At 67.4% G+C, this 24,661-nt stretch carries 20 protein-coding genes and 1 tRNA gene; 8 read left to right on the top strand and 13 right to left on the bottom strand.

The window, feature by feature from the left end; genetic code table 11:
* Positions 1–45: 45 nt before the first annotated feature.
* The gene (locus K0B96_RS13605; protein WP_220161431.1) at positions 46–825 is read left to right on the top strand and encodes a hypothetical protein; all 780 of its coding nucleotides are present in this window, start codon (positions 46–48) and stop codon (positions 823–825) included.
* A 186-nt stretch (positions 826–1,011) separates the two neighbouring features.
* Here the strand turns inward: K0B96_RS13605 and K0B96_RS13600 are convergent, their stop codons facing one another.
* Positions 1,012–1,650, bottom strand: a complete 639-nt coding sequence (locus K0B96_RS13600) for a bifunctional 4-hydroxy-2-oxoglutarate aldolase/2-dehydro-3-deoxy-phosphogluconate aldolase (protein ID WP_220161430.1) — start codon at positions 1,648–1,650, stop codon at positions 1,012–1,014.
* Positions 1,651–1,745: 95 nt separating this feature from the next.
* Between K0B96_RS13600 and K0B96_RS13595 the strand changes: the two genes are divergently transcribed.
* Both K0B96_RS13595 and K0B96_RS13590 read left to right on the top strand, forming a co-directional pair.
* Positions 1,746–1,830, top strand: a tRNA-Leu gene (locus K0B96_RS13595).
* Between the two features lie 294 nt (positions 1,831–2,124).
* Positions 2,125–2,325 carry a DNA-directed RNA polymerase subunit omega gene (locus K0B96_RS13590; protein ID WP_220161429.1) on the top strand — a complete coding sequence of 67 codons (201 nt, stop codon included), beginning with the start codon at positions 2,125–2,127 and terminating at the stop codon, positions 2,323–2,325.
* A gap of 213 nt (positions 2,326–2,538) precedes the next feature.
* Here K0B96_RS13590 and K0B96_RS13585 read toward each other — a convergent pair whose 3' ends face one another.
* From K0B96_RS13585 to K0B96_RS13540, 10 genes are all read right to left on the bottom strand, one after another.
* Positions 2,539–2,868 carry an RNA recognition motif domain-containing protein gene (locus tag K0B96_RS13585; protein WP_220161428.1) on the bottom strand — a complete coding sequence of 110 codons (330 nt, stop codon included), beginning with the start codon at positions 2,866–2,868 and terminating at the stop codon, positions 2,539–2,541.
* Between the two features lie 618 nt (positions 2,869–3,486).
* Complete coding sequence (locus tag K0B96_RS13580) at positions 3,487–5,139, bottom strand: bifunctional metallophosphatase/5'-nucleotidase (RefSeq protein WP_220161427.1); 1,653 nt, start codon at positions 5,137–5,139, stop codon at positions 3,487–3,489.
* A gap of 377 nt (positions 5,140–5,516) precedes the next feature.
* Positions 5,517–6,782, bottom strand: coding sequence for a PLP-dependent transferase (locus K0B96_RS13575; RefSeq protein WP_220161426.1), 1,266 nt, complete (start codon positions 6,780–6,782; stop codon positions 5,517–5,519).
* Positions 6,783–7,319: 537 nt separating this feature from the next.
* Positions 7,320–8,999: an FAD-dependent oxidoreductase gene (locus K0B96_RS13570; protein ID WP_220161425.1), complete on the bottom strand. Its 1,680-nt coding sequence runs from the start codon at positions 8,997–8,999 to the stop codon at positions 7,320–7,322.
* Between the two features lie 86 nt (positions 9,000–9,085).
* Positions 9,086–9,475, bottom strand: a complete 390-nt coding sequence (locus K0B96_RS13565) for a rhodanese-like domain-containing protein (RefSeq protein WP_220161424.1) — start codon at positions 9,473–9,475, stop codon at positions 9,086–9,088.
* Between the two features lie 127 nt (positions 9,476–9,602).
* Positions 9,603–12,950 (bottom strand): efflux RND transporter permease subunit, encoded by a 3,348-nt coding sequence (locus K0B96_RS13560; RefSeq protein ID WP_220161423.1) that lies wholly within the window; start codon positions 12,948–12,950, stop codon positions 9,603–9,605.
* Complete coding sequence (locus K0B96_RS13555; RefSeq protein ID WP_220161422.1) at positions 12,947–14,023, bottom strand: efflux RND transporter periplasmic adaptor subunit; 1,077 nt, start codon at positions 14,021–14,023, stop codon at positions 12,947–12,949. The genes K0B96_RS13560 and K0B96_RS13555 overlap by 4 nt, the downstream gene beginning before the upstream one ends.
* Before the next feature lie 10 nt (positions 14,024–14,033).
* Positions 14,034–15,353, bottom strand: a complete 1,320-nt coding sequence (locus tag K0B96_RS13550) for a TolC family protein (RefSeq protein ID WP_220161421.1) — start codon at positions 15,351–15,353, stop codon at positions 14,034–14,036.
* 5 nt (positions 15,354–15,358) lie between these two features.
* Positions 15,359–15,535, bottom strand: coding sequence for a DUF6132 family protein (locus K0B96_RS13545; protein WP_220161420.1), 177 nt, complete (start codon positions 15,533–15,535; stop codon positions 15,359–15,361).
* 11 nt (positions 15,536–15,546) lie between these two features.
* Complete coding sequence (locus K0B96_RS13540) at positions 15,547–15,768, bottom strand: YgaP family membrane protein (RefSeq protein ID WP_220161419.1); 222 nt, start codon at positions 15,766–15,768, stop codon at positions 15,547–15,549.
* Between the two features lie 311 nt (positions 15,769–16,079).
* Here K0B96_RS13540 and K0B96_RS13535 point away from each other — a divergent pair, with 311 nt between their 5' ends.
* From K0B96_RS13535 to K0B96_RS13525, 3 genes are all read left to right on the top strand, one after another.
* Entirely contained in the window at positions 16,080–16,415 is a 336-nt protein-coding gene (locus tag K0B96_RS13535; protein WP_220161418.1) for an ArsR/SmtB family transcription factor, read from the top strand.
* Positions 16,416–16,590: 175 nt separating this feature from the next.
* Complete coding sequence (locus K0B96_RS13530) at positions 16,591–17,649, top strand: fatty acid desaturase (protein WP_220161417.1); 1,059 nt, start codon at positions 16,591–16,593, stop codon at positions 17,647–17,649.
* A gap of 228 nt (positions 17,650–17,877) precedes the next feature.
* Positions 17,878–20,430 (top strand): beta-mannosidase, encoded by a 2,553-nt coding sequence (locus K0B96_RS13525; RefSeq protein WP_220161416.1) that lies wholly within the window; start codon positions 17,878–17,880, stop codon positions 20,428–20,430.
* A gap of 38 nt (positions 20,431–20,468) precedes the next feature.
* Here K0B96_RS13525 and K0B96_RS13520 read toward each other — a convergent pair whose 3' ends face one another.
* A complete protein-coding gene (locus K0B96_RS13520) occupies positions 20,469–21,794 on the bottom strand; it encodes a dicarboxylate/amino acid:cation symporter (RefSeq protein WP_220161415.1) in 1,326 nt (441 codons plus the stop codon).
* 83 nt (positions 21,795–21,877) lie between these two features.
* Here K0B96_RS13520 and mobA point away from each other — a divergent pair, with 83 nt between their 5' ends.
* Positions 21,878–22,492 carry a molybdenum cofactor guanylyltransferase gene (mobA, locus tag K0B96_RS13515; protein WP_220161414.1) on the top strand — a complete coding sequence of 205 codons (615 nt, stop codon included), beginning with the start codon at positions 21,878–21,880 and terminating at the stop codon, positions 22,490–22,492.
* On the opposite strand, the gene K0B96_RS13510 is transcribed toward mobA, so the two are convergent.
* The gene (locus K0B96_RS13510) at positions 22,483–23,124 is read right to left on the bottom strand and encodes a sulfite oxidase-like oxidoreductase (protein ID WP_220161413.1); all 642 of its coding nucleotides are present in this window, start codon (positions 23,122–23,124) and stop codon (positions 22,483–22,485) included. The two genes, mobA and K0B96_RS13510, sit on opposite strands and share 10 nt — an antisense overlap.
* A 147-nt stretch (positions 23,125–23,271) precedes the next feature.
* On the opposite strand from K0B96_RS13510, the gene K0B96_RS13505 reads away from it, so the two are divergent.
* Positions 23,272–24,639: a vWA domain-containing protein gene (locus tag K0B96_RS13505; RefSeq protein ID WP_255558678.1), complete on the top strand. Its 1,368-nt coding sequence runs from the start codon at positions 23,272–23,274 to the stop codon at positions 24,637–24,639.
* The last annotated feature ends 22 nt before the right edge of the window (positions 24,640–24,661 follow it).

Genomic DNA, 24,661 nt, shown 5'->3' with positions numbered 1-24,661 from the left:
AAATGCTGACGGAGTTTCGCCTTTTGCGGAATCTTCGTGTTTCACATGGCTATGGCTTCAGGCGAAAAACCTCTGGTGTATTTGGTGCTCGGCGCGTCGGGCTCGGGGCGGCGCGAAGTGTTGCACGATCTGATCGTGAATGGCTTGGATGCAACGGCGCGCCCGGTGGTGTTGCTCGCGGCGCGGGAGACGGAGATCGCCGACGAGGCGGCGAGGACGCCGGAGGTCGTGCGTTGGAGCGCGGAGCACGGCTCGGTGTCGGCGGCGGTGCCGGCGGAGGCGACGCACCTGTTTTTCGTAGCCGATGGTTATGGGAACCCGGCCGACCAAGTGGAGGCGTTTCAGAGCTGGCTCGCGACCAGTGGCGGCGAACTGGCGCGCGTGATCTGCGTGGTCAACTGCCAGTTGGCGGAGAAAAACCCGCCGCTCCTGGCGTGGTATGATGCGTGCGTGCATTTCGCGGACGTGATTTTTCTCAACCGCCGCGAGGACGTGGCGAACAAGTGGTTGAGTGCGTTTCAAGCCCGGTATCGCGACCAGTTTTACCCGGCGTTGTTTGAAATGCTCAAAGGTGGCCACGTGAAAAACCCCGCGCTGATCCTCGCGCCGGAAGCGCGGCGGATGACGCATGCGTTTGACGACGAGCAGGAGTGGATCGCGACGGGAGACGATGGCGAGACGATCGAGGATTGGGAGGAGGGCGGCGGCGAAGAGGACGAGGTCACCGTCGAGCAGGAGCAGGATCCGTATCTTGAGCGGCTCCAAGGCGGCCGACGCGTGCGAGAGTTGCCGGACATCGCGGCGTTTTTGCCGGCGCGGAAGTAGGGCGCGGTGGCGCGTCGGGTCGCGTGGGCACGTGCGACTTGGAGGAAGCGTGCTGCTGCGTGGAGGCAAGGGCCTGCGTCGAGCGAGTCGCGCAAAAAAGCCCGCCGGGAAGGCGGGCTGAGCTCCGGCGCGCCGCACGAGGCGGCGGGGCGAGGCGGCGAGGGTGCGCGAAAACGATGCCGGGCGTTACTTCGCGGCGGCGACGGCGGCGACAAATGCGCGGGCTTTCGCAGTGATGGCGGCCCAGTTTTTGTCTTTGAGCGCGGCGGCTTCGACGAGCGAACTGCCGGCGGCGGTCGCCATGGCGCCGGCCTTCAAGAAGGCGCCGACGTTCTCCGCGTTAACGCCGCCGGTGGGCACCATGTCGATGTGCGGCAGGGGCGCCTTGACGGATTTAATGTAAGCGGGGCCGAAAAATTCGGCGGGGAAAATTTTCGCAGCGTCAGCGCCGGCTTCCCATGCGTTGACGATTTCCGTGGGAGTGAAGGCGCCGCTGAACACCGGGATGGAGTAGCGCCGGCAGAGCTGGATGACGTCGGGCCGGAGGGCAGGCGTGACGATGAAGCTCGCGCCCGCGAGGATTCCGGCACGGGCGGTTTCGGCGTCGAGCACGGTGCCGAGGCCGAAAAGAAAATCGGGAAGCTCGGACGTCGCTTTTTCGAGCATGCGAATCGCGCCGGGCGTCGTCATAGTGAGCTCGATGCTGGTGAGGCCGCCTTCCGCGAGGGCCTTGGCACAATCGAGAAGGCCGTCGGGGTTTTGGGCGCGGATGAGCGCGATGACCTTCTCGGCTTTGATCTTGGCGATGGTGGCGTCCTTTTTCATAGGGAGGCGGCAGTCTGGAGAGCGGGAGGCGCGAGGGAAATCAATTTCCTTGCGCGAGGTGAAGGGAGTGTGTGTTTTGCCCGTTCCGTCAGATTGCCCGGGTGGTGGAATTGGTAGACACGCAGGTCTCAGAAGCCTGTGCCGTAAGGTGTAGCGGTTCGAGTCCGCTCCCGGGCACCATTTACCTCTGAACGTTTTGGAAGAGGATGTCGCGGGCGATGCGCGCAGGTGCGTGCGACGCGGGCAGGGTCATCGGGTCGTGGGGCGCGGTGGTGATTCGCATGTTGGGGTGCGGCCGCCGACGGGTGATTTTTGGCGTCGATTACGCGGCTAAGCGCGTGGCGGGGCAGTGGCTTGTCGGCGGGTGGCGCGGGCGGTGAAGTTAGGCATCGTCTTCGCCCTTCGGCGTTTCTATAATGATCGCTTCCGCCAAATTCGCCGCGCCGGCGACACGCGGGGCAATCCATTATTCCCATGAGAGACGACTACCTGCAATCCGCCCTGAAGGTCATCGATGACCCCAATATTTTGGTTAACGTGATCTCGCTGCGCGTGAAACAACTGCGCCGGGGCAACCGCCCGTTGGTGGTGTCGCTCGAAAAACTTTCCGCCGAAGACACCGCGTTGCGCGAGGTGGCGGAGGGGAAGATCAGCTACGATTTGCTGGCGGATTAAACTGCCCGGTTTTTGGGCGCGAGGCTTCGCGCGGGTTTGCCGCCGTCGGCGATCGCGTTGTTCCCGATGCGGCGCGATCAACCGGTGAGTGTCGGCCGCGCGTGGGCGGTGAAAGGCAAGCGGCTGTCGCGGGCGGGTCGCGTTGGGCGGGCATGAAAAAGGCGAAGCGCCGAAAGCGCTTCGCCGGAAAATCAGACCGCGCGGGGCGGGAGATTAGTAACGGCTGTTGCCGCGATCCTGAAACGCGCCGGGGCGACGATTCGGGCTGCTGAAGTTGCGACCACCGCCGCTGGCTTCCTTGGGCTTGGCTTCGTTGACGGTGATTTCGCGGCCGTCGAGCTGGGTGCCGTGCATCTTTTCGATGGCGGCTTTGGATTCTTCCTCGGTGGCAAACGTCACAAAGGCGAAGCCGCGCGGGCGACCGGTTTCACGATCGCTGGCGATGTAGACGTCGGTGATGGCACCGAATTGTTCGAAGGCCGAGCGGAGCGCGTCTTCGTTCGTGTTGAAGGATAGATTTCCAACGTAGAGTTTGGAATTCATGGTGATGAGTTTCGTATGCTTCGTCTGTTGTCAGCATGTTCCCGGGAGCCGGGTTTCGAATCATCACCTGAGCGGAAGCTCATCTGAGGACCCACCAACTACTGTCATCTTACGCGATTACGAGCCGCCACCGTCGCTCATCCCCGGCGAAACGCAAGGGACATCGCGGAGGCGGCGAATGCGCGCCTCCGGGCGGTGGCGGCTCAGGCAGCGCGACCGGGCGTTGCCGCCACGGCCGCGACCAACGACTAGCGGGCCTTCTTGGCTTGCTTGGCCTGCTTTTTTTCCTTGGCCGTTTTGAGCGGCGCTTTCTTGGTCTGCTTCTTCGAGTTTTGGGTCTTGGCCATGTGTGTCCTTATTGGGTGTGACCGGCCTGCCTTGGCGGAATGCCGCAGTTCGACCGGGCACGAATGTTGAACTCTCATGCCGCACGCCCTGCCGCGGTCACGCGCCCGTTGGGGGCGCGGGCAACGTGGGAGGTTGCGCGGTCGGCGTCGAACTCTTTCCGGCGGCGCGCGGCGGCAAACGCGACGGGGGGAGCAGTGCATCGCGCACTCGCGGCTGCGAACGAAGGAATGGCGTTAGCGAACGGTGGACCGGTCGGACAGTGCGGGCGCCTCAGGGCACGAGGCGCCAGTTGCCGGTCGGGGTGACCGGGATGTCGTGATGTCGCTCCACCCACGCGATGAGGAGGTCGCGAATTTCGGCGCTGGGGTGGGCGAGCACCCGGGCCGTCTTCAGCATCGTGTAGCCGCCGCCGCCGTTGTAGCGATAGTTGTTGGTGGCGAGCCGGAGCTTGCGGTCGGGGGCGAGTGGGGCGCCTTGAAACGTGAGGTGCTGGATGCGATCGCCAATCGGGCGGCGCAAATCGATCTCGTAGGAAACGCCCTCCGCGACGTCGAAGTTGTAGGCGGGGATGCTCGGATCGACGAGTTCGGCGGGGGATTTGCCGGCGACGTAGGGCAGGAAATAACGCGCGGAGTGTTCGAGGGCGGCCTTGAGTTGCGCGCCGGTGACTTCGAGCACGTAGAGCGTGTTTTCGTAGGGATAAAGGCTCGCGATGTCGCGGACGGTCACGGGGCCGGCGGCGATGCGGGCGTGGCGGTTGAAGCTGGCGGCGAGGGAGACGTCGGCGTGGCCGGCTTCGAGCTGGGCGCGTTGCACGAGGTCGAGGAGGGCGGTGTCGCGGAATTGCGCGTCTTCGGCGCCGAGGGGTTGGGCGCAGGTGCCGATCTCGCGGGTGAGCCAGGCTTGGGTCTCGCGTTGATACGGCGCGGCGATCGCCAAGATCGCGGGATCGGCGGGAGTATCGGCGCGCACGGGGATGGTATGAGCGCCTTTGGCGAGGAGCGTCCACGGAGCATCGGTCGAGGGGCGGGAGAAATACAGATCCACGCGCGCGAGAAAATCGCCCCAGTGGCCGGCTTGCGTGAGGAGGACGCCGTTGACCACGAGCGCGGGCACTTCGCGGTGCGTATGACCGAGGAGAATCACGTCGAGGCCGGGCACCTCGCGCGCGAGGGCGACGGCGGCGTTTTCGCCCGGGATGTTGCCGGGCGGGCGGCGGCCGGTGGCGAGGTCTTCCTCGAGGCCGCCGTGCATCGCGATGACGACGGCATCGACGTGTTCGCGCGAGCGGAGGAGAGTGGTCCATTTCTTCGCCTCGGAGAGGAGCGGGCGGAATTCGAGGCCGGCGTAGTTTTCCGGATTTTCCCAATACGGGATGCCGGGGGTGGTGAGGCCGAGGATGCCGATGCGAACGCCGGCGACTTCCTTGACGACGTAGGGCGCGTAGGCGGTTTCGTCGGTGCCGGTGCGGTAGGTGTTGGCGGAGAGCCAGGGGAAATGGGCTTCGCCGCGGGCCTTGGCGAGGACGGCGGGACCGAAGTTATACTCGTGGTTGCCGACGGTCATGCTCGTGTACTGCAGCGCATTCATCGCGAGCATCATCGGGTCGGGCGGGGCGTTGTTCTTGCGCGCGTGAAAATATGCGAGGGGCGTGCCTTGGATGGTGTCGCCGCTGTCGATCAGGAGCAGATCGGGCGCGTTGCGGCGGGCTTGGGCGATGAGCGTGGCGAGCTTGGCGACACCGAGGGGGCTGGGTTGGCCGGTGTAATCGTCGAGCGGGAGGAGGTGGCCGTGAAGGTCGGTGGTGGCGAGCAGGGTGACCTGGGCGCGATCCGCGGCGAAAGCGCCGGTCGCGACGGACGAGGCGAAAAGCGCGAGGACGAGGAGGCGGCGAAGGCGGGGAGAAAACCGGGAGAGAAACATCGGGAAGAATCAGGCGGAGAGAGTTCGCGCGAAGGCGCGTGGAAGAAAAATGGCGGGCGCAAGGAAGGGTCGGCGAGGCCGGCCGGGATTTTCGGGCGGCGAAAATACAAGACGAACGGCGCGGGCCGCACAATTGCGGAAATAGCCGGGCGAAATCGGGGCGGGGCGGTAAGCGTTGGCGTTTGGATTCGCGTTCGCCGGGGCGAGGAGAGCGGGCGGAGCGGGAAGAGGGAGGGGAGCGAGGGAGGGAACGAGAACGGTCGGGAAGAAAGAAAACGACCACGAGAATGAGGCGGAGCCGCCGTCGGCGGGGCGCAAACCGAGGCGGCGGGTGGGACGCAGGGCGGGGCGGCGGGCACGAGGGAAGTTCGGCCCGGTCAAACGGCGTCGAGGGCTTGCGTGAGATCCCAGATCAGGTCGTCAGGGTGCTCGATGCCGATGGAGAGACGCACGAGGTCGTCGGTGATGCCGCCAAGTTGTTTGTCGGCCGGCGTGAGGCCGGAATGCGTCATCGACGACGGATGTTGCGCGAGCGACTCGGTGGACCCGAGGGAGACGGCGAGGCGGAAGACTTTGAGATGGTCGAGGAAGGCGAACGCCCGGGCTTCGTCGCCATGGAGGTAAAAGGAGATCAACGAGCCGGGGCCGCTGTGCTGCTTTTGATAAATGGCGTATTCGGGGTCGGTGGGTGTGAGGAGGCCGAGGTAGCAGACGTGGCGGATCTTCGGCTGCAGGGCGAGCCAGGCCGCGATTTGCTGTGCGTTGCGCTGTTGCTGCTCGGCGCGGACTTTCAGCGTTTCGAGCGAACGGGTGAGCAGCCACGCGGTGTAGGGATTGGGCATGCCGCCGAGGAGGGCGCGGTGCTGCGCGATCGCGTGGATGAGTTCGTCGTCGTTGGCGAGGGCCACGCCGCCGACCACGTCGGAGTGGCCGCCGATGAATTTGGTGGCGGAGTAGAGGACAATGTCGGCACCGACTTTCGCGGGGTGCGAGAAGACGGGGCCGGCCATGGTGTTGTCGACGATGACGAGGAGCTCGCGGTTGCGGCCGGCGGCGAGTTGGTGCAGCGCGAGGGCGCGCATCGCGGCGATGTCGGTGAGGCGGTTGTTGGGGTTGGCGGGTGTCTCGATGAAGATCGAGCGGGTGCGGGGCGTGACGAGTGCCGCGGCGAGCGCGGGGGCCTCGGCTCCGGCGGGCACGAAATGGGCGGTGAGGCCGAAGCGGCGGAGAAAATGGTGGATGAGCGAATCGGTGCCGCCGTAGACGGGCGCGCAGACGATCATCTCGTCGCCGGGGCCGTGGGTGGCGAGGAGCGTGGTGGCGATGGCGGCCATGCCGCTGGAGAAACTTTGGGCGTGACGCATGCCCTCCCACAGGGCGACGCGGTCCTCGAAAATCTCGAGGTTGGGATTGTTGATGCGCGAGTAGATGAGGCCCATTTCGCCCTTCTTCGGAGGCGCACCTTCGCCGTGGGCCCAGGCGAAGAACTGTTTGCCATCGGCGGCCTTCTTGAAGGCGAACGTCGAGGTGAGAAAGACCGGCGGCTTGACGGCGCCCTCGCTGAGCCACGGGTCGAAGCCGTAGCTCAAGGCGAGCGTTTCGGGGTGAAGGTGGGCGGCGTCCGTGTCGGATAATTTGGTCATGGGCTGTTTTGGATTGGCCGACTTTATGACACAAGCCCAAGCCCAAGCCCTTGTTCGCCACGCGGCCGCGCGGCGGGGCGAAAATCAGAACGGACAATAGAAGCGGTCGCTGCGCCGGCAGGCGAAGGTGAGGCGAAGGTGAGGCGTCGCTAACAGGTTACACTTTGTCCGGGCTGTGCGTGGCGCCGGGAGCGGCAGAGGCGAGAGGGGGACTGCGGAAGAAGGGCGGGGGGATGGGATAGGGCCTACAAATGGAAAAGCCGTTGCACCACGGTGCGGGGCGATCGGCCGCGTTCGCGCGGCGCGCGATGCGGGCGTGGGCGTGGGCGGAAGCGAGATTTCGCGCGGTGGGGCGGGACTTTGAGTTGCGCGCGCGGGGCGCGCGGGAAGGGTGCGGGGTGAGGGCACCCCGCCCACAGGACGGAGGCGTGCGGTACGCGGCGCGGGTGAGCGTAACCGGCCTGCAGGAACGGGGGGGCGCGGAGCGGGGGGTGGGGGCACCCCGCCCACACTTTGGGTCGCGCGCGCGGGGCGCGTTCACGGCACGGGGAGTTTCGCGGGGCTGAGCGGATCGAAGTGGGCGCGGATGCCGCCGGCGAGCGCGGTGACTTGAAAGCCGTTTTGCGCGAGGATGCGCGCGGCGAAATACGCGCTCTTGCCGAGAGCACAGACGGTGACGACGGGGCGCGCGCGGTCGAGTTCGCCGAGGCGGCCGCGGAGAGCGCCGAGGGGAATGTTGAGCGCGTGAGGCACGGGCAGGGGATGCGATTGGACGAGCGGCGGCGGGCGCACGTCGAGAATCTGCACGGCGGGATCGGCGGGAAGGGCGTCAACAAGGGTGACGAGTCCGTCGCGGGCGTTGCACGCGGCGAAGCCGGCGAGGTTGACGATATCTTTCGCGGCACCGAAGGGCGGCGCGTAGGCGAGTTCGAGCTGGGCGAGGTCGTCGATCGTGAGGCGGCCGGTGAGGGCGGTGGCGAGGACGTCGAGGCGTTTGTCAACGCCGGCGAGCCCGGAAACTTGGGCGCCGAGCACGCGTCCGTCCGCGGGGTCCCAAAGCAGTTTGAGCTGCAGCGGCTTGGCGCCGGGGAAGTAGCCGGCGTGGTGGTTGTCGTTGACGGTGACGGTGCGAAATGGGCGGCCCGCGGCCCGGAGGCGTTTTTCGGACCAGCCGGTGAGGCCGGCGGCGACGTTGAAGACGCGGACGATGGCGGTGCCAAGGACGCCGGGAAACGGCGGGGTGTGCGCGGGGCGGAAAATGCGATCGGCGACGTGGCGGCCCTGGCGGTTGGCCGGGCCGCCAAGGGCAACGGCGCTCGGGGTGCCGGTGACGAGGTCCGTCGTCTCGATGGCATCACCGGCGGCGTAGATGTGCGGATCGTTGGTCTGGAGGTGGTCGTTGACGCGGAGGTGGCCGCGTTCGCTGAGCGCGAGGCCGGCGGCGCGGGCGAGGGCGGTGTCGGGGCGCACGCCGATGGCGAGGATGACGAGTTGCGTGGAGAGGGTGGTGCCGGAGGCGAGGTGGCAGACGAGCGTGTCGGCGGTGGCGGCGAAGGAGACGACGCGATCGGAGAGGCGCAGGTCGATGCGGTGGCGGCGAAGTTCGTCCGCGATGAGTTGCGTCATCGGGCGGTCGAGCGGCGGGAGCACTTGGTCGGCGAGTTCGATCAGCGTGACGTTCTTCCCGAGGCGGACGAGTTGCTCCGCCATTTCCAGACCGATGAAGCCGGCGCCGACGACGGTGACGTGCGCGGCGGAAGTGGCGGCGGCCTTGATGCGGTCCATGTCGCCGAGGGAGCGGAGGGTGAGGATGCGCGGGTCGTCGATGCCGGGGAGCGAGGGGCGGACGGGCACGGCGCCGGGCGCGAGGAGGAGGCGGTCGTATGGCATCCAGCTCGTGGTGCCGCCGGCGAGGTCGCGCACTTGCACGCGGTGGTTGGGGCGGTCAATGGCGACGGCTTCGGTGCTGGGGCGGACGTCGAGGTTGAGCAGGGCTTTGAGCGTCTGCGGAGTCTGCACGGAGAGGGCGTCGCGCTGGCGGATTTCGCCGCCGATGAAATAGGGGAGGCCGCAGTTGGCGAACGACACATCGGGGCCGCGCTCGAGAACGGCGATCGAGGCGCGTTCGTCGAGGCGTCGTGCGCGGGCGGCGGCGGACGCACCGGCGGCCACGCCGCCGACGATGACGAAGCGAAGGGAGGGAGCGGTGTTCGGCATGGGAGGAGGATTGACCGGGGCGGCGCGGCCGCAGAGGCGAGGGAGGAAGGTTGGGCGGGAGACGAGGGCCGGGAAACGAAGGCGCCTCAGCGGCGGCGGTCGGAACCGGCGGCCTTGGGGCGCACGATGGGCCAGCCGGCGGCGGCCCAGGCAGAGAGACCGCCGGCGTTGGCGGCGCGGAGACCTTCCTGCGCGAGGGTGCGAGCGGCGACGCCGGAGCGCAGGCCGGACGCGCAGTAGAGGAGCACTTCGCGGTCGCCGGCGCGGGCGAGGAAGTCGCGCCAGAGATGACGCGGGCCGTCGAGGTCGCTGAGGGGAAGAAGCGCGGCGCGATCGGCGACGCCGGAGGACCATTCGCCGGGTTCGCGGACGTCGACGAGCAGGGCGGTGCCGGCGCGGAGGCGCGCGCTCCAGTTGGCGGGGCTGGCGCGGGGCGCGGGGGAGAAGAGGGCGCGGAGGAGCGCGAGGAATTTCATGCGAGATTTTGCCGTCGGATCGGCAGCGTGAAGGACGCAGGCGGTCGAAGCGTGGCGATGCGGGCGGGGAAATACAGGCGGGGACGAACCACGCCCCGACAGAGGGAGCCGGCGGCGCGGGTCGCGTTCAGGACGAAATGTCGCACGGCTCGGACGCGGGAGCAGGGGCGGCGGAGGCGGCGCGGCGCGCGTGGCTCATGTAGTAGATGAGCGGTACGGCGATCGGGCTGATGATGAGCGAGGCGATGGCGCCGAAGACCAGGGAGATGGCGAGGCCTTGGAAAATCGGGTCGGTGAGAATCACGAGGCCACCGACGACGACGGCGAGGGCGGTGAGCATCATCGGGCGGAAGCGCACGGCGCCGGACTCCAGGCAGGCATCGCGGAGCGAGAGACCGTGGCTGAGGCGCAGCTCGATGAAATCGACGAGGATGATGGAATTGCGCACGACGATGCCGGCGCCAGCCATGAACCCGATCATCGACGTGGCGGTGAAAAACGCGCCGAGGGCCGCGTGCGCCGGCAGGATGCCGACGAGGGAGAACGGGATGACGGTCATGACGATGAGCGGCGTGGTGTAGTTCTTAAACCAGCCGACCATGAGCATGTAGATGAGGATGAGCACGGCGGCGAACGCGAGCCCGAGGTCGCGGAAAACCTCGAGGGTGACCTGCCACTCGCCGTCCCATTTCAGGGCGGGTTCGCGGTCGTTTGCGGGCATGCTGGCGTTGTAGATTTCAACGGCTGACCGCGTGCCGCCGAAATCGCGGCCGTCGAGCCTGGCCAGGGCGCGGTTCATCGTGAGGATCGCGTACACGGGACTCTCGACCACGCCGGCGACGTCGCCCGTGACGTAGGTGACGTTCTGCAGATTCTTGTGGTAGATGTTGCGTTCGCCCCGCGTCGAAACGACGGAGACGAGTTCGCGCAGCGGGACGAGCGGAGCGGACGGATTCCGCTCCGAGCGGACGGTGAGGGCGAGGAGGTCGTCGGGCCGGGCGCGGAGGGCGCGGGGGAGTTCGAGGACGACGTTCACGTCTTCGCGTTCGGCGGGCGAGTGCAGGAGCGTGACGGGAAAGCCTTGGGCGGCCATCTGCACGGTGCGGGTGATCGTGGCCTCGCTGATGCCGTGCAGGGCGGCCTTCTCGGCATCGATGCGGAGGAGGGTCTTCGGCTGGCGGTGTTCGACATACCAGTCCACGTCGACCACGCCGGGCGTGGCGCGGAAGATTTCGCGGACTTTTTCGGCGAGGTGCAGGCGCGCTTCCTCCGACGGTCCGTAGATTTCGGCGACCAGGGTCTGGAGGACGGGCGGGCCGGGCGGGACTTCGGCCACGGCGACGGCGGCGTCGTAGCGGGCGGCGATGGCGGCGAGGCGGGGGCGGACGCGCTTGGCGATGTCGTGGCTTTGGGCCGAGCGCTCGTGCTTGGGCACGAGGTTGACCTGAAGATCGGCGACGTTGCTGCCGCGGCGAAGGAAGTAGTGGCGCACGAGGCCGTTGAAATTAAACGGCGAGGCGGTGCCGGCGTAGACCTGATAATCGGAGACCTCGGGTTCGTCGCGGATGGCGGCGGCCATTTCGCGGGCGACGCGGGTGGTCTGCTCGAGCGTGGCGCCCTCGGGCAGGTTGATGATGACTTGAAACTCCGACTTGTTGTCGAAGGGGAGCATCTTGACTTTCACGCCGCCGAGACCGACGAGCGCCATCGCCACCACGGTGGCGGCGGAGACGATCGCGAGGAAGGCCCAGCGCCAACGGCGGTGATCGAGCAGCGGGCGCATGAAGCGCGTGTAGAGGCGGGTGAACGCCGTCTCGGGCGCGGTCTCGCCGGCGGCTTCGATTTCCTCGGAGGGCGGAGCGTTGACGAAGGCGGCGGCGTGGCCGGCGTGCGAAGCGCGACCGCGCAGGATTTTGAGGGCGGCCCAGGGTGTGACGGCGAAGGCGACGAGGAGCGAGAACAGCATCGCCGCGCTCGAGCCGATCGGGATCGGCCGCATGTAGGGGCCCATCAGGCCGCTGACGAAGGCCATCGGCAGCACGGCGGCGATGACGGCGAGGGTGGCGAGGATGGTGGGGTTGCCCACTTCGTCGGTCGCTTCGACGGCGATTTGGAGGAGGCGTTTGCGGCGGCAGCCGGGGAGCGCCATGTGCCGCACGATGTTTTCGACGACGACGATCGCATCGTCGACGAGGATGCCGATCGAGAAAATCAGCGCGAAGAGGGTGATGCGGTTGAGCGTGTAGCCGTGCAGGTAAAACACGAGCAGCGTGAGACCGAGGGTGACGGGGATCGCGAGGAGCACGACCAGGGATTCGCGCCAGCCGAGGAAGAGGAGAATGAGGACGGCGACGCCGAACACCGCGAAGCCCATGTGGAGCAGGAGCTCGTTGGATTTATCGGCGGCGGTGGCGCCGTAGTTGCGCGTGATGGCGAGGCCGACATCGGCGGGGATGACGGTGCCTTGGAGCGAATCGACTTTGGCGAGAACGGCGTCAACGACGGTGATGGCGTTGGCGCCGCGGCGCTTGGCGAGGCTGAGCGTGACGGCGGGTTCGTCGAGGGCGGTCGCGGTGGCCGCGGCGCCGGTCCGGCCGGAGGCGCCGTAGAACACATAGTTGGACGGCTCTTCGGGGCCGTCGACGATCGTGGCGACATCGCGCAGGTAAACGGGGTGGCCGTCGGCGACGCCCACGACCACGGCGCCGACGTCCCGGGCGTCGCGGAAGAAGGCGCCGGTTTGCAGGAGCGTTTCGTGATTGGCGGAAGACTGGGCGCCGGTGTGGGATTGGGCGTTGGCCGATTGGAGCATCGGCACGAGGTGGCCCGCGCTGAGATTGCGCGAAGCGAGGCGCGCGGGATCGAGCAGCACGCGGATCTGGCGCCGGTTGCCGCCGATGAGCGTGGTCTCGGCGACTTCGGGGAGGGACGTCACCACTTCGTCGACCTGGGCGGCGATGCGGCGCAGCATCGCGTGATCGTAACGGCGGCTGTGAAACGTGAGCGCGAGGACGGGGACGTCGTCGATCGTGCGCGGTTTGACGAGGGGCGGGGAGACGCCAAAGGGAATGCGGTCGAAGTTGGCCTGCAGCTTCTGGTTGAGGCGCACGAGCGCCGCCTCGAGGTCGGTGCCGACCTCGAAGCGCACGATGGTCATGTTGCCGCCCGGGCTGGCGGTGGAGTAAAGGTATTCGACGCCGGGGATTTCCCAGAGGAGGCGCTCCATCGGGCGGGTGACGCGATTTTCGACTTCGGCGGCGGAGGCGCCGGGCATCGCGACCATGACGTCGATCATCGGCACCTTGATCTGCGGCTCCTCCTCGCGCGGCAGCATGACCACGGCGAAAAAACCGAGCAGCAGCGAGGCGGCGACGACGATGGGGGTGAGCTTCGAGTCGATGAACATCGAAGCCATGCGGCCCGCGAAACCGAAGCGGGGCCGATCGCCGAGCGGGCCGAGCGGAGCGGCGCTCATCGCTGAACCTCCAGGGCCTGGCCTTCGCGCAGGGCGGGCGAGGGTGAGAGGATGACGCGTTCGCCGTCGTCGAGCCCGGAGAGAATCTCGATGCGGTCAGCGTGGGTGGCGCCGGTTTTCACGAGCCGGAGGGTGGCATGGCCGGAAGCGTCGGCGACGAAAATGCGTTCCAACTGGCCGGTGTGAACGAGGGCGGCGAGGGGCACGAGCAGCGCGCGGGCCGGCGCGCCGGGGAGTCGCACGCGGGCGAATTCGCCGGAGCGCACGAGGTCGCGCGCGGGCACGGAGATTTTGGCGAGCACGGTGCGGGCGCCCGCATCGGCGGCCGAGGAAAGTTCGGCGAGCGAGCCGGTGAACGCGAGGCCGCGGGCCGGGATCGTGACGGTGAGCGGCGCGCCGAGGGTGAGCGCCGCCGCGAGCGAGTCGGGCACGCCGGCCTCGACTTGGAAATCGCCGGCGCCTTCCAATTCCAACAGGGGGAGGCCGGGCGAAGCGAAGTCGCCCGCCTGGGCGAATTTTCGCGCGATGACGCCGGCAAAGGGCGCGCGCACGGTGGCGTAGCCGAGCATCGTCTCGGCTTCGTGCAGCATGGCCTGCGCGGAGGCGAAGCGGTCTTCGAGGTTCTTGACGGTGTCGGCGGTGCTGGCGCCGTGGCCGAGGAGGTCGCGTTCGCGGTCGAGGTCGCGGCGGGCGGCGTTGAGTTGCGACTGAGCTTGCGCGACGCGGGCGGAGATTTCGGCCGCGGAGACTTTGACCAACAAGTCGCCGGTGTGGACGGCCTGGCCGAGGGTGACGGGCATCTCGTCGATCGCGCCCATGACTTTCGCGGCGATCTGCGCGCGTTGCACGGGGCGCACGGTGCCGGTGACTTCGGTGACGACGGGCAGTTCCTCGACGTGGACGGTCGCGACGCGAACGGGCACGGGCGGACCGGCTTGGGCGGCCGCGCCGGTCGAAGGGGCCGGGCGGGAGCAACCGGCGAGCACCAGCGCAACGGCCAGGGCGGAGAGAGGGCGGACCGCAACAAATCGCCGGCGGGCGGCGGGCGGGACGGAGAGGGGGGAAGAGGTCATGGCGGGAGGGTCAGGGTTGGGAGAGGGGAACGGGATCGAGGCCGACGGCGCGGCGCAGATCGACGAGCGCGAGGCGTTCATCGGCGGCGGCCACAGTCTGGCGGAGGCGGGCTTCCAGGAGCCGGCTCTCGACGCCGATGAGATCGGCGGTGAGCAAGGCGCCGCGGGCGAAACGCGCGCGGCTCAACGTGGCGCTCTCGGTGGCCTGCGCGACGGCTTGCGCGGAGACGGCGAGGCGTTCGGAGGCATCCTCGTGGGCGAGGCGCGCTTGTTCGACTTCGAGGCCGATGCCGAGCGTGGCGCGGCGCAGCATTTCCCTCACCTCGGTGAGAGCGGCGTTGCTTTGGCGGATGCGGCCGGAGGTCTGGCCGCCGTCGAAAATATTGACGTCCACCGAGAGCCCGGCGAGCCAGCTATCGGCGTGGCGGTCGAGCTGCCAGCCCTGGTCGTATTGGTAGCTCGCAAAGGCGTTGACGGTCGGGCGGCGGTGGCCGCGCGCGGCGGCGACCATGGCCTCGGCGGCGCGAAGGCGTTGCTGCAAACCCTGGAGTTCGGGGCGGGCGGAAAAATCGAGCGCGGCGGGCGCGGCGAGGCCGGCGAGCGCGGGATCGTCGGCGACGAATTCGAGCGGCGCGTCGGAGGGTTCGAGCCCGAGAATGAACGTGAAGGCGCGGGCGGCGAGGGCGGCGGCGTGGCGGGCGGCGGAGCGCGCTTCGCGGGTCTGGGCGAGTTGCACCTCGAGGCTCAACAAGTCGGCCTTGAGGAGCCGGCCGGCGTCGAACCGGGCGCGGGCCGCGGTGACGGCGGCCTCGTAGGCGGCGACGCCGCCCTCGACCGCGGTGACGGCTTCGCGGGCCTTGCGGATGTTGAGCACGGCCTGGACCACGGCGGTGGCGAGCTGGTGGCGCGTGGCGCGGAAATCGGAATCGGCCGCGGCGGCGCCCGCCCGCGCGGCGTTGCGCCCGGCGGTCGCGCGGCCGCCACTGTAGAGGTTGTAGGCGATCGTGCCGGTGGCGTTGAGATTGTCGATGCGGCCGGGGCGGTTGAAATCGAGACTGAAGTCGAAGGCGCGCTGATTGAGGATGGCCCCGAACGCCATCATCGGGTTGTTCGTCTCGGTATAACGGCCCGAGAGGCCGAGCTGGGGCAGCCACGCGGCGCGGGCCTGGTCCACGAGGGCCTGCGCCCCCTCCACCCGGGCGCGGGCGATGCGGGCATCGGGGCTTTGCTCGAGGGCGGTGGCCACGGCGCGCTCGACGGTCCACGGCTCAGCGCGGAGCGCGACGACCGGACCGGCCAGCAAAAGAAGGGAGAGAAAGAAGGGGCGCATGGCGTTTAGGAACGAAAGCTGGCGGCGAGCAGGACGCCGAGGACGCCGCCGTAGAGGGCGCCCCGCCACCAGGTGGACGTGAGCGGGCAGGCGCCGGAGGAGCAGGAGTTGGTCCAGCCGAGCAGGGCGCCGAGGCCGATGCCGGCGAGCACGATGAGAATGAAGCGGAGGAGAGGGGACATGGCGGCACGAATCAGCGCTGGCCGCCCCAGTGGATGACGTTGTCGGCGTCGACCCAGCCGAGCTTGCGCAACACGAGGGTCGGCGGGCAGAAGCCGGTGAGCGTGGACTGGATGAGGTTGGCGCCCACGAAGGCCGGGACGAGGAGCCACCACAGGTTGACGAACGCGGTGAGGGCGCAGCCCAGGAGGATGACCGTGCCGGCGAGGAGACGGATGAAGGAGTCGGTTTTCATGGTGTGAGATTGACGAATATGCGCATATACGAATATACGGGCGGGCATGTCAACCCGTAATTGCGCGGCGGCGGCGGATCCGGCCGGCCCGCGCGCGGCCGCTCGCGGAGGCGTCAACCGGCCTCGGGGCGCGGCGCATCGCGGGGCGGGGCGGCGGCAGGCGGCGAACCACGTGCCGCGCCGGGGCGGGGGAAGGCGGCCGACGCCCCGGCGGCGGGTGGCAGCCGGGCTAATGCGCCGCCGGAGCGGTATTAGTATATTCGCATATCCGTATATTTGACTTTATGGTTCGATCTTGCCCTCTTTGCCGCATGCCAAAGAAACCTCGTCCGTTGTCCGAAGAAGCGCTGGGGCTGGTGGCGCGCCGCTTCGGCGTGCTGGCGGAACCGCTGCGCCTGCGGTTGCTGCACGCGCTCTTCGACGGCGAAAAGAGCGTGAATACGCTCGTGGCGGAGGTTGACGGCACGCAGGCCAATGTTTCGCGGCACTTGCAGACGCTGACGCAGGCGAACCTGTTGTCGCGACGGAAGGACGGTTTGCAGGTGTTTTACGCCATCGCGGACCCGACGGTCTATCAGTTGTGCGACCTGGTCTGCGGCAGCCTGGAGAAGACGTTGACGAAGCAGGCGAAGATCATGACCGCGTAGGCGGACCGCAGAGGGAGGCCGGGCGGAGCGCTGGCGGGACGCGCGGCGCCGCCGGGCGGATGAAACGGGGGCGGAACGCGCGGTGGACACGCGGAGGAGCGGCGCGGGCCGAGGTGAAATTTCGGTGGCGGGAGACTTGCCTTGGCCGTGGCCGCCGCCTACGTGCGAGGTAGTCATGAGCGAAACGCGTTCTCCCGCCGTCGTCGATTGGTATCGCAGCCCGCTGCCGCCGGCGCTGTTTAAAAAATTGCACGAACGCAGCGACGTGAAGGGCTGGGTGCAGACGGGCGGGTTTCTCGCCGTGGTGCTCGCGACAGCGACGCTCGCGTTTGTCTCGTGGTGGCGGCACTGGCCGTGGTGGGCGACGCTGGGGCTGATTTTTCTCCACGGGATGGTGTCGGCGTTCCACACCAACGGCATGCACGAGCTGGGGCATGGCACGGTGTTCAAGACGAAGGTGTTGAATAAATTTTTCGTGCAGGTGCTGTCGTTTTTCGGGTGGCTGAACTACGAGATGTTCGATGCGAGCCACCAGCGGCACCACCGCTACACGTTGCACGCGCCGGATGACCAGGAGGTCGTGCTGCCGACGAAAATCCTTTTGCGGCGTTATCTGCAGGAGGCGTTCTTCAACTGGCCGTTCCTGAAATGGGCGGTGCCGTATCAATGGCGGATCGCGCGCGGGCGGTTCCAGGGCGAGTGGGAGCTGACGTGTTTTCCGCCGGAGAAGCCGGCGTTGCGCGCGGCGGCGATCGCGTGGTCGCGGCGGCTGCTGCTGGGGCACGCGGCGATTCTGGCGGTGTCGGTCGCGCTGTCGTTCGTGGTGGGGCGGCCGCTGTGGATCGTGCCGGTGCTGTTGTCGCTGGCGCCGTTCTATGGCGCGTGGCTGTTTTTATTGTGCAACCATACGCAGCACGTCGGCTTGCAGGACAAGGTGCCGGATTTCCGGCTGTGCTGCCGCACGATCGAACTGAACCCGGTGCTGCGTTTTCTCTACTGGCAGATGAACTACCACACGGAGCATCACATGTATGCAGCGGTGCCGTGCTACAATTTGAAGAAGTTGCACGAGGCGATCCTGCCGGACATGCCGCCGTGCCCGAATGGCTTGGTGCCGGCGTGGCGTCAGATCATCGCGATCCTGCGGCGGCAGGCGGTGGACCCGACGTATCAATACGTGGCGCCGCTCCCGCAGCGGGAGGGGGCGGTGGAGCGCAGTGCGGTGGGAGCGTGAGTTCACGGCGCGGCGTCGGCTGAGGTATGGGACAGGGAGAAGACGGACTTTCGACGCAGAGGAAACGGGAGACGGCGGGAGCGTGGGCGGTGTTGGCGGCGGAGGGGTGCTGCTGAAAGGAGCGCGCGGGGCGTTGCGAGGCGGCGGCACGATTGGCGGCAACGTTGGAATGTTTTTGCGCCGGATTCTGTTCGCGCGCGGCGCGAAAATCGGGCTCAACGGCGGGCGATGCCTTCTCTCGATCTCTCCGCTGCGCGTTGGACGTTTCGCGATGCCGCGACGAAGACGTGGCTGCCGGCCCAAGTGCCGGGCTGCGTGCACACGGATTTGCACCGGGCCGGCAAGATTCCGGATCCGTTTTTCGGCACGAACGAACTCGACCTGCAATGGATCGAGGAGCGCGATTGGGAATATCGGGCGACGTTCAACGTGACGCGCGCGACGCTCGCGGAGGCGGTGGTGGAGCTCGTCGCCGACGGGCTCGATACGCTGGCGACGGTGACGTTGAACGGAAAGAAGCTCGCCGCGACGGACAACATGTTCATCGGCTGGCGGTGGGACGTGAAACGGCGGCTCAAGGTGGGTCGCAACGAGCTGACGATTCGTTTCGCGAGCGCGGCGGAATTCATTCGCACGCACCGGCTCGAACACCAGCCGAAGGAGTTCAACGATCCGGTGGGCCGGTGTTCGACGATGCGCAAGCAGCAGTGCCAGTTTGGCTGGGATTGGGGTCCGCGTTTCGTGAGCGCGGGCGTGTGGCGCTCGCTGCGGATCGAGAGCTGGAGCGCGGCGCGGCTGACGGACGTGCGCGTGACGCAGGCGCATGGGGCAGATGGCGTGCGCGTGCGGGTCGCGCCGGAGCATGCGACGGCGGCGAAGGGAAAGACGGAGGTCACTTATTACGTGACGATGGACTTGGAGGGAAAGGAAGTGGCGAGCGCGGCGAAAGTGACGGGGGCACCGGGCTCTGCGGACGAGGCGACGGATACGGACGCGGGGCTGGCGTTGCACGTGAAGGAGCCGCAATTGTGGTGGCCGAACGATCACGGCGCGCAGCCGCTTTATCGGGTGACGGTGGAGTTGCGCGATGCGGACGGCGCGGTGCTCGACAGGTGGACGCGGCGGATCGGGCTGCGCACGATCGAGCTCGAGCGCAAGGCGGACGAGTGGGGCGAGTCGTTCGCGTTTGTCGTGAACGGCCGGCGGGTGTTTGCGAAGGGGGCGAACTGGATTCCGGCGAATGCCTTCGTGACGACGCTCGCGCGCGCCGACTATGCGCGGGACATCCAGTCGGCGGCGGATGCGCACATGAACATGCTGCGGATCTGGGGCGGCGGGATTTACGAGAGCGAGGATTTCTACGATCTGTGCGACGAGCGCGGGTTGCTCGTGTGGCACGACTTCATGTTTGCCTGCACGTTGTATCCGGGCGACGAGGCGTTTCTGCGGAGCGTGCGCGCGGAAGCGGAATTTCAGGTGCGGCGCATCCGGCATCGCGCGTGCCTGGCGTTGTGGTGCGGCAACAACGAGATCGAGACGCTCAACTGGGACGCGTTGAAGAAGGACGAGACGCGGCGGCGGAAGTACGACGCGGTGTTTCATCGCGTGCTGCCGGAGGTGGTCGCGGCGGAGGATGGCGTGACGCCGTACTGGCCGACGTCGCCTTACCGCGGCGAGGGGCGGAGCAACGACTACGCGGTGAAGGAGCTCGGCGAGAAGACGGGCGACACGCATTTCTGGGATGTCTGGCATGCGCGGCATCCGGTGAAGGACTACGAGAAATGGAATTTCCGTTTCGTGTCGGAATTCGGGATGCAAAGCTATGCATCGCCGGCGACGCAGGCGACGTTTTGCGCGCAGGACGACGCCAACGTGTTTGGAGCGACGATGGAGAACCATCAGAAGAACCGGGCGGGCAACCAGATCATCCTCGACTACGTGTCGCGGCGGTATCGGTTTCCCAAAGACCAGGATGCGTTGATCTATCTGTCGCAGTTGAACCAGGCGTATTGCATGCAGATGGGCGTCGAGCACTACCGGCGCACGATGCCGCGGTGCATGGGCGCCCTCTACTGGCAGCTCAACGATTGCTGGCCGGTGGCGTCGTGGAGTTCGCTCGAGTTCACCGGGCGGTGGAAGGCGTTGCAGCATGTGGCGCGGCGGTTTTTCGCGCCGGCGTTGGTGACGGCGCACGTGCCGGGCGACGAGGCGCCGACCATCGGCAACTACCGGCGCACGACGGTGCGCGAGGTGCATGTTTACACGGTTTACGATGCGCCGGAAAAGGCGCGCGGCACGGTGAGCTGGGAATTGTGCGCCCTCAGCGGCGAACGCGTGTTGCAGGGCAAAAAAGCGGTGGCGCTCAACTACGGGGAGAGCGTGAAGCAAGCGTCGCTCGATCTCGCTCCAGCGATGACAAAATACGGGCGCGACAATCTTTACCTGCGCATCGCCTTGGACATCGGCGGGCGCGTGGCGAGTGAGGAAACAGTGTTTCTCACGCCGCCGCGGTTCGTGGCGCTGCCGCGCGCGAAGACGAAAGTAGCGGTGAAGTGGCAAGGGAAAACGGCGGCGGAGCTGACGTTCACGTCGGATGCGTTGCAGCACCGGTTCGCGTTTGAAATCGCGGGCGCGGAGGCGACGGCGCGGTCGAGCGACAACTACTTCGAACTATATCCGGGGCGCGCAAAAACCGTCGAGGTGACGTTGGCGAAGCCGTTGACGGCGGCGCAGCTCAAGGCGCGGCTGCGGTGGCGGTCGCTGGCGGACAGCTACGTTTGAGCGCGGCTGGCGAAGGGCGCGGCGGCGGCGCCCGCGGGCTACGCGACGGCGCGGCGGGCTTCGGCGCGCAGCACCTGTGCATCAACGACGGCGGTGGTGACCATGTCGCTGCCGACGTTGATCATCGTGCGCATCATATCGAGGATGCGGTCGGCGCCGAGGACGATGCCGATCCCCTCGGCGGGAATGCCGAACGTGACCAGCAGCCCCGCGATTAATGGCAGCGAACCGCCGGGAATGCCGGCGACGGCGACGGCGCTGAAGACGGCGAGCACGAGGAGAACGATCTGGTGGACGAGGCTGAGCTCGACGCCAAACACCTGCGCGACGAAGAGGACAACGCAGCCTTCGTAGAGCGCGGTGCCGCTCATGTTCATCGTGGTGCCGAGCGGGAGCACAAAGCCCGCGACGCTGGGCTGAATCTTGAGCGTATCGCGCGCGCAATCGAGGGCCGCGGGCAGCGTGGCGTTACTGGAGCTGGTGGAAAACGCGGTGACGAGGACGGTGCGGATATCGCGCCAGAACTGCGCGGGCGAACGCGTGGTCCACATTTTCAGCCAGATCGACATCGTGCCGAAAAGGTGCAGGAGCATCACGGCGATGCAGCCGAGGACGAACACGCCGAGGGCCACGAGGATGTCGGTGCCGACTTTGACCACGACGCTGTAGATCATCGCGGCGACGGCGTAGGGCGCGAGTTTCAACGCGAAGTGCACGATGCCCGTCATCAGCTCGGCGATGAGTTCGAGAAAGGACTGCAGCCGCTGGCGTTTTTCCTCGCTGAGCTGGGTGCCGACCGCGCCGACGAGAATGCCGAACAGAATGAGCGGAAGCACCTCGCCGAGGATGTTGTTGGAGTGGCCCGCGACGGCGCCGAGGAGGTTTTTCGGCATGAACATTTCGACGAGCGTCATCAGGTTCATCGACGGCTGGGCGGCGTGCGTGGCGATGTGTTGCTGCGCGGCGCCGCCGTATTCGGCGAGCAGGCGGGCTTTGGCGTCGTCGGCGAGGTGATTGCCGGGCCGAAGGACGTTCATCATGATCAGGCCGAGGCCGACGCCGATGGCCATGTTGGCGAAGAAGAGCGTAAAGGTGCGCCCGGCGAGGGGGCCGAGCCGGTCGAGCCGGCCGAGTTGCACGACGCCGACGGTGAGCGAGGCGAACACGAGCGGGATGACGACGAAGAAGAGGAGGCGGAGGAAGACCTGGCCGAGCGGATCGAAGAGCTGCGAAGACGCGAGGCGTGCGCCGGTGAGGACGGCCGGCGCAAAATGGCCGAGCGCGAGCGTGAGCAATCCAGCCACGACGCCAACAGCGAGGCCGGCGAGGATTTTGTTGGCGAGCGGGGTGTTGGAACTGGCCATGTCGGCGCTCGACGATGCGACGCCGCGGCGGGCTGTCCAACGGGAACTTGTGCGTAGTTACCGCACCAGTTATCAGCTCTGAGATGTCGTCCATCGAAAACCCGAGTCCGTTGCCGTTGCGTTGGGCGGGGGTGGTGCTGGCGGGCGGACACTCGCGCAGGATGGGGCGCGAGAAGGCGTTGCTGGAGGTGAACGGGGAAGCGCTTTGGCGGCGGCAGGAGCGCGTGCTGCGCGAGGCGGGCGCGGCGGAGGTGTGGTTATCGGCGCGGCCGGAACAGGCGTGGGCGACCGCGGAGGCGTCGGGGCGCGTGGTGCACGACCGCGTGGTGGACGCGGGCCCGCTCGCGGGAATTGCCGCCACGCTGGCGGCGAGCACGGCGACGCACCTTGCGGTGCTGGCGGTGGATTTGCCGCGGATGGAAGCGGCGTGGTTGAGGCGGTTGTCGGCGGCGTGTGGGCCGGGGCGGGGCGCGGTGGGGCGGCGCGAAGGATTTTTCGAGCCGCTGGCGGCGATTTATCCGCGGGAGATTTTGGTGGCGGCGGAGCGGGCGCTGGCGCGCGGCGAGCGGTCGTTGCAACGCTTGCTCACGGCGGAGGCGGCGCGTTTCGCGATCGTGGAAATCGGTGCGATGGACGCGGCGTCGTTTGAAAACTGGAATGAGCCGCCGGCGAGCGGCGAGGCGCGGCGTCAGGCGTAGCGGTCTTCGGTCCAGGGATCGGCGGTGTTGGAGTAGCCGCGCACTTCCCAAAATCCGAGTTTATCCTCGGCGAGAAACGTGAGGCCCTTGATGAACTTCGCGCCTTTCCAGGCGTAGAGTTTCGGGATGATCACCCGCGCCGGTCCGCCATGTTCGCGCGGGATCGGGCCGCCGTCGAAGGACGTGGCGACGAGGACGTCGTCGTCGAGGCATTGCGCGAGCGGGACGTTGGTGGAGTAGCCGTCGTAACTGGTGAAGTAAACGAATTGGGCTTCGGTTTTCGGTTGGACGAGTTCGTAGAGTGTGGTGAACGCGACGCCACCCCAGCGGCAGTCGTATTTGCTCCACGTCGTGACGCAGTGGAAGTCGCTCACGTCGTCGACCTGCGGCAGCCCGTGAAAATCGTCCCACGAAAGTGTGACGGGTTTTTCCACGAGTCCGTCGAGGATGAGGGCCCAGCCGCTGTGCGGGATGTCGGGTTGCACGCCGAGGTCGAGGACGGGAAAGCCCTGCGTGAGTTTCTGGCCCGGCGGGAGGCGGTCGGCGGATGCGACCGCGCGGCGCGTGACGCCACGGGCTTTTTGTTTCTCCGCCCACCGTTGCTTGGCCTCGATGTAACGCTCCTTCGACATGGGGCGAAACGTAGGCGCGCGGGCACGGCGGGCAAGCCCGGTCGCGCGAGGCGCGCCATGACAAATCCCTGACAATTGGCTGACGCCGCGCTGACAACTGCGCGCGGCGATAGTGGTTCAATGGCGGCGTTCAATCCCAGAAAACATATGAAACGTCTTCTTTTCTCCTTCGCGGCCGCGCTCGTCAGCGCGGCGTCGTTCGCGGCGGTCGCCCAATCGGCGGTGCGCTCGGTGCCTGAGTCGGTGCGGTTGCGCGTCGAAGTCGATCGGCGGGTTTTGCCGGCCGATCAGACGGAGCGGGCGGTGCTGAAGATCGCGCTCGACGGCGTGCGTTTACCGCGCCGCGATCTCCGACCGCCGGTGAACCTGGCGCTGGTGATCGATCGCTCGGGATCGATGGCGGGCGAGAAACTCGCGAAGGCGCGGGAAGCGGCCCTCGAGGCGGTGCGGCGGCTCGCGGCGGATGACGTGGTGTCGCTCGTCGTGTATGATGATCAGGTGGAAACGCTCGTGCCCGCGCAGCGCGTGGGCGATGGCCGGCGGTTGGCGCAGGCGATTGGCGGCATCGAAGCGGGTGGGAACACGGCGCTCTATGGCGGCGTGGTGCGCGGCGCGTCGGAGGTGCGGCGGTTGCTCGAAGACCGGCGGTTTGTGAATCGCGTCATCCTGCTGTCGGATGGGCTGGCGAATGTGGGTCCGAGTTCCCCCGAGGCGCTGGGCCAACTCGGGCGTTCGCTGATGAAAGAGGGCATCTCGGTCACGACGATCGGGCTGGGTCTTGGTTATAACGAGGATCTCATGACGCGGCTGGCGCAGCGCAGCGACGGCAACACGTATTTCGTCGAGGACAGTGGCGATCTGCCTCGCATCTTCGCCGCCGAACTCGGCGACGTGCTCAACGTGGTGGCGCGGCGGATCGTGGTCGAAGTCGAGCTGCCCGAGGGTGTGCGGCCGGTGGGTTTTGTGGGGCGTGACGGCGAGATCAGCGGGCAGAAGGCCCGGATGTCGTTGAATCAACTTTACGGCGGGCAGGAGAAATTCGCGTTGCTCGAGGTGGAAGTCGCGCCGGGCGCGGCGGGTCGCGAACGCGAAATCGCCCGCGCGCAGGTGAGCTTCAACGACGCGGTGACTGGTCGTGATGCGACGCTGACCGCCGGCCGCACGGTGACATTCAGCGCCGATGCGGCCGACGTGGTGAGCTCGGCGAACCATGCGGTGCAGGCGGATTACGCCGCGAACGTGCTGGCAGTCGCGAAAGATGAGGCGATCGCGCTGGTCGATGCCAACCGGCGGGCGGAAGCCGCGGAGCAATTGCGCGCGCGCTCGGCGGAGTTGAATCAACTGGCGGTCACCTATGGCAATGCGGAGGTGCAGCAACTCGCGGCGGCGGCGGCGCCCGAAGCGCAGAAGCTGGAGCGCGAAGGACTCGATAATGCGGCGCGGAAAGCCTACCGCACGGACAGTGCGCAGACGCGCAATCAGCAAGGGAGCAGCAACAGCATGGGGCAACGCTGAGAGCGTTTCGCGTCTTTTCAAT

This window comes from Horticoccus luteus, assembly GCF_019464535.1.
GTDB classification, from domain to species: domain Bacteria; phylum Verrucomicrobiota; class Verrucomicrobiia; order Opitutales; family Opitutaceae; genus Horticoccus; species Horticoccus luteus.
The sequence above is the reverse complement of the archived record's forward strand: the minus strand, read 5'-3'. Positions and strand labels throughout refer to the sequence as shown.

Excerpts from the sequence above, each read along its gene's own strand:
- K0B96_RS13605 (WP_220161431.1), top strand. The coding sequence starts at position 46 with ATGGCTATGGCTTCAGGCGAAAAACCTCTGGTGTATTTGGTGCTCGGC.
- K0B96_RS13600 (WP_220161430.1), bottom strand. The coding sequence starts at position 1,650 with ATGAAAAAGGACGCCACCATCGCCAAGATCAAAGCCGAGAAGGTCATC.
- K0B96_RS13590 (WP_220161429.1), top strand. The coding sequence starts at position 2,125 with ATGAGAGACGACTACCTGCAATCCGCCCTGAAGGTCATCGATGACCCC.
- K0B96_RS13585 (WP_220161428.1), bottom strand. The coding sequence starts at position 2,868 with ATGAATTCCAAACTCTACGTTGGAAATCTATCCTTCAACACGAACGAA.
- K0B96_RS13580 (WP_220161427.1), bottom strand. The coding sequence starts at position 5,139 with ATGTTTCTCTCCCGGTTTTCTCCCCGCCTTCGCCGCCTCCTCGTCCTC.
- K0B96_RS13575 (WP_220161426.1), bottom strand. The coding sequence starts at position 6,782 with ATGACCAAATTATCCGACACGGACGCCGCCCACCTTCACCCCGAAACG.
- K0B96_RS13570 (WP_220161425.1), bottom strand. The coding sequence starts at position 8,999 with ATGCCGAACACCGCTCCCTCCCTTCGCTTCGTCATCGTCGGCGGCGTG.
- K0B96_RS13565 (WP_220161424.1), bottom strand. The coding sequence starts at position 9,475 with ATGAAATTCCTCGCGCTCCTCCGCGCCCTCTTCTCCCCCGCGCCCCGC.
- K0B96_RS13560 (WP_220161423.1), bottom strand. The coding sequence starts at position 12,950 with ATGAGCGCCGCTCCGCTCGGCCCGCTCGGCGATCGGCCCCGCTTCGGT.
- K0B96_RS13555 (WP_220161422.1), bottom strand. The coding sequence starts at position 14,023 with ATGACCTCTTCCCCCCTCTCCGTCCCGCCCGCCGCCCGCCGGCGATTT.
- K0B96_RS13550 (WP_220161421.1), bottom strand. The coding sequence starts at position 15,353 with ATGCGCCCCTTCTTTCTCTCCCTTCTTTTGCTGGCCGGTCCGGTCGTC.
- K0B96_RS13545 (WP_220161420.1), bottom strand. The coding sequence starts at position 15,535 with ATGTCCCCTCTCCTCCGCTTCATTCTCATCGTGCTCGCCGGCATCGGC.
- K0B96_RS13540 (WP_220161419.1), bottom strand. The coding sequence starts at position 15,768 with ATGAAAACCGACTCCTTCATCCGTCTCCTCGCCGGCACGGTCATCCTC.
- K0B96_RS13535 (WP_220161418.1), top strand. The coding sequence starts at position 16,080 with ATGCCAAAGAAACCTCGTCCGTTGTCCGAAGAAGCGCTGGGGCTGGTG.
- K0B96_RS13530 (WP_220161417.1), top strand. The coding sequence starts at position 16,591 with ATGAGCGAAACGCGTTCTCCCGCCGTCGTCGATTGGTATCGCAGCCCG.
- K0B96_RS13525 (WP_220161416.1), top strand. The coding sequence starts at position 17,878 with ATGCCTTCTCTCGATCTCTCCGCTGCGCGTTGGACGTTTCGCGATGCC.
- K0B96_RS13520 (WP_220161415.1), bottom strand. The coding sequence starts at position 21,794 with ATGGCCAGTTCCAACACCCCGCTCGCCAACAAAATCCTCGCCGGCCTC.
- mobA (WP_220161414.1), top strand. The coding sequence starts at position 21,878 with ATGTCGTCCATCGAAAACCCGAGTCCGTTGCCGTTGCGTTGGGCGGGG.
- K0B96_RS13510 (WP_220161413.1), bottom strand. The coding sequence starts at position 23,124 with ATGTCGAAGGAGCGTTACATCGAGGCCAAGCAACGGTGGGCGGAGAAA.
- K0B96_RS13505 (WP_255558678.1), top strand. The coding sequence starts at position 23,272 with ATGAAACGTCTTCTTTTCTCCTTCGCGGCCGCGCTCGTCAGCGCGGCG.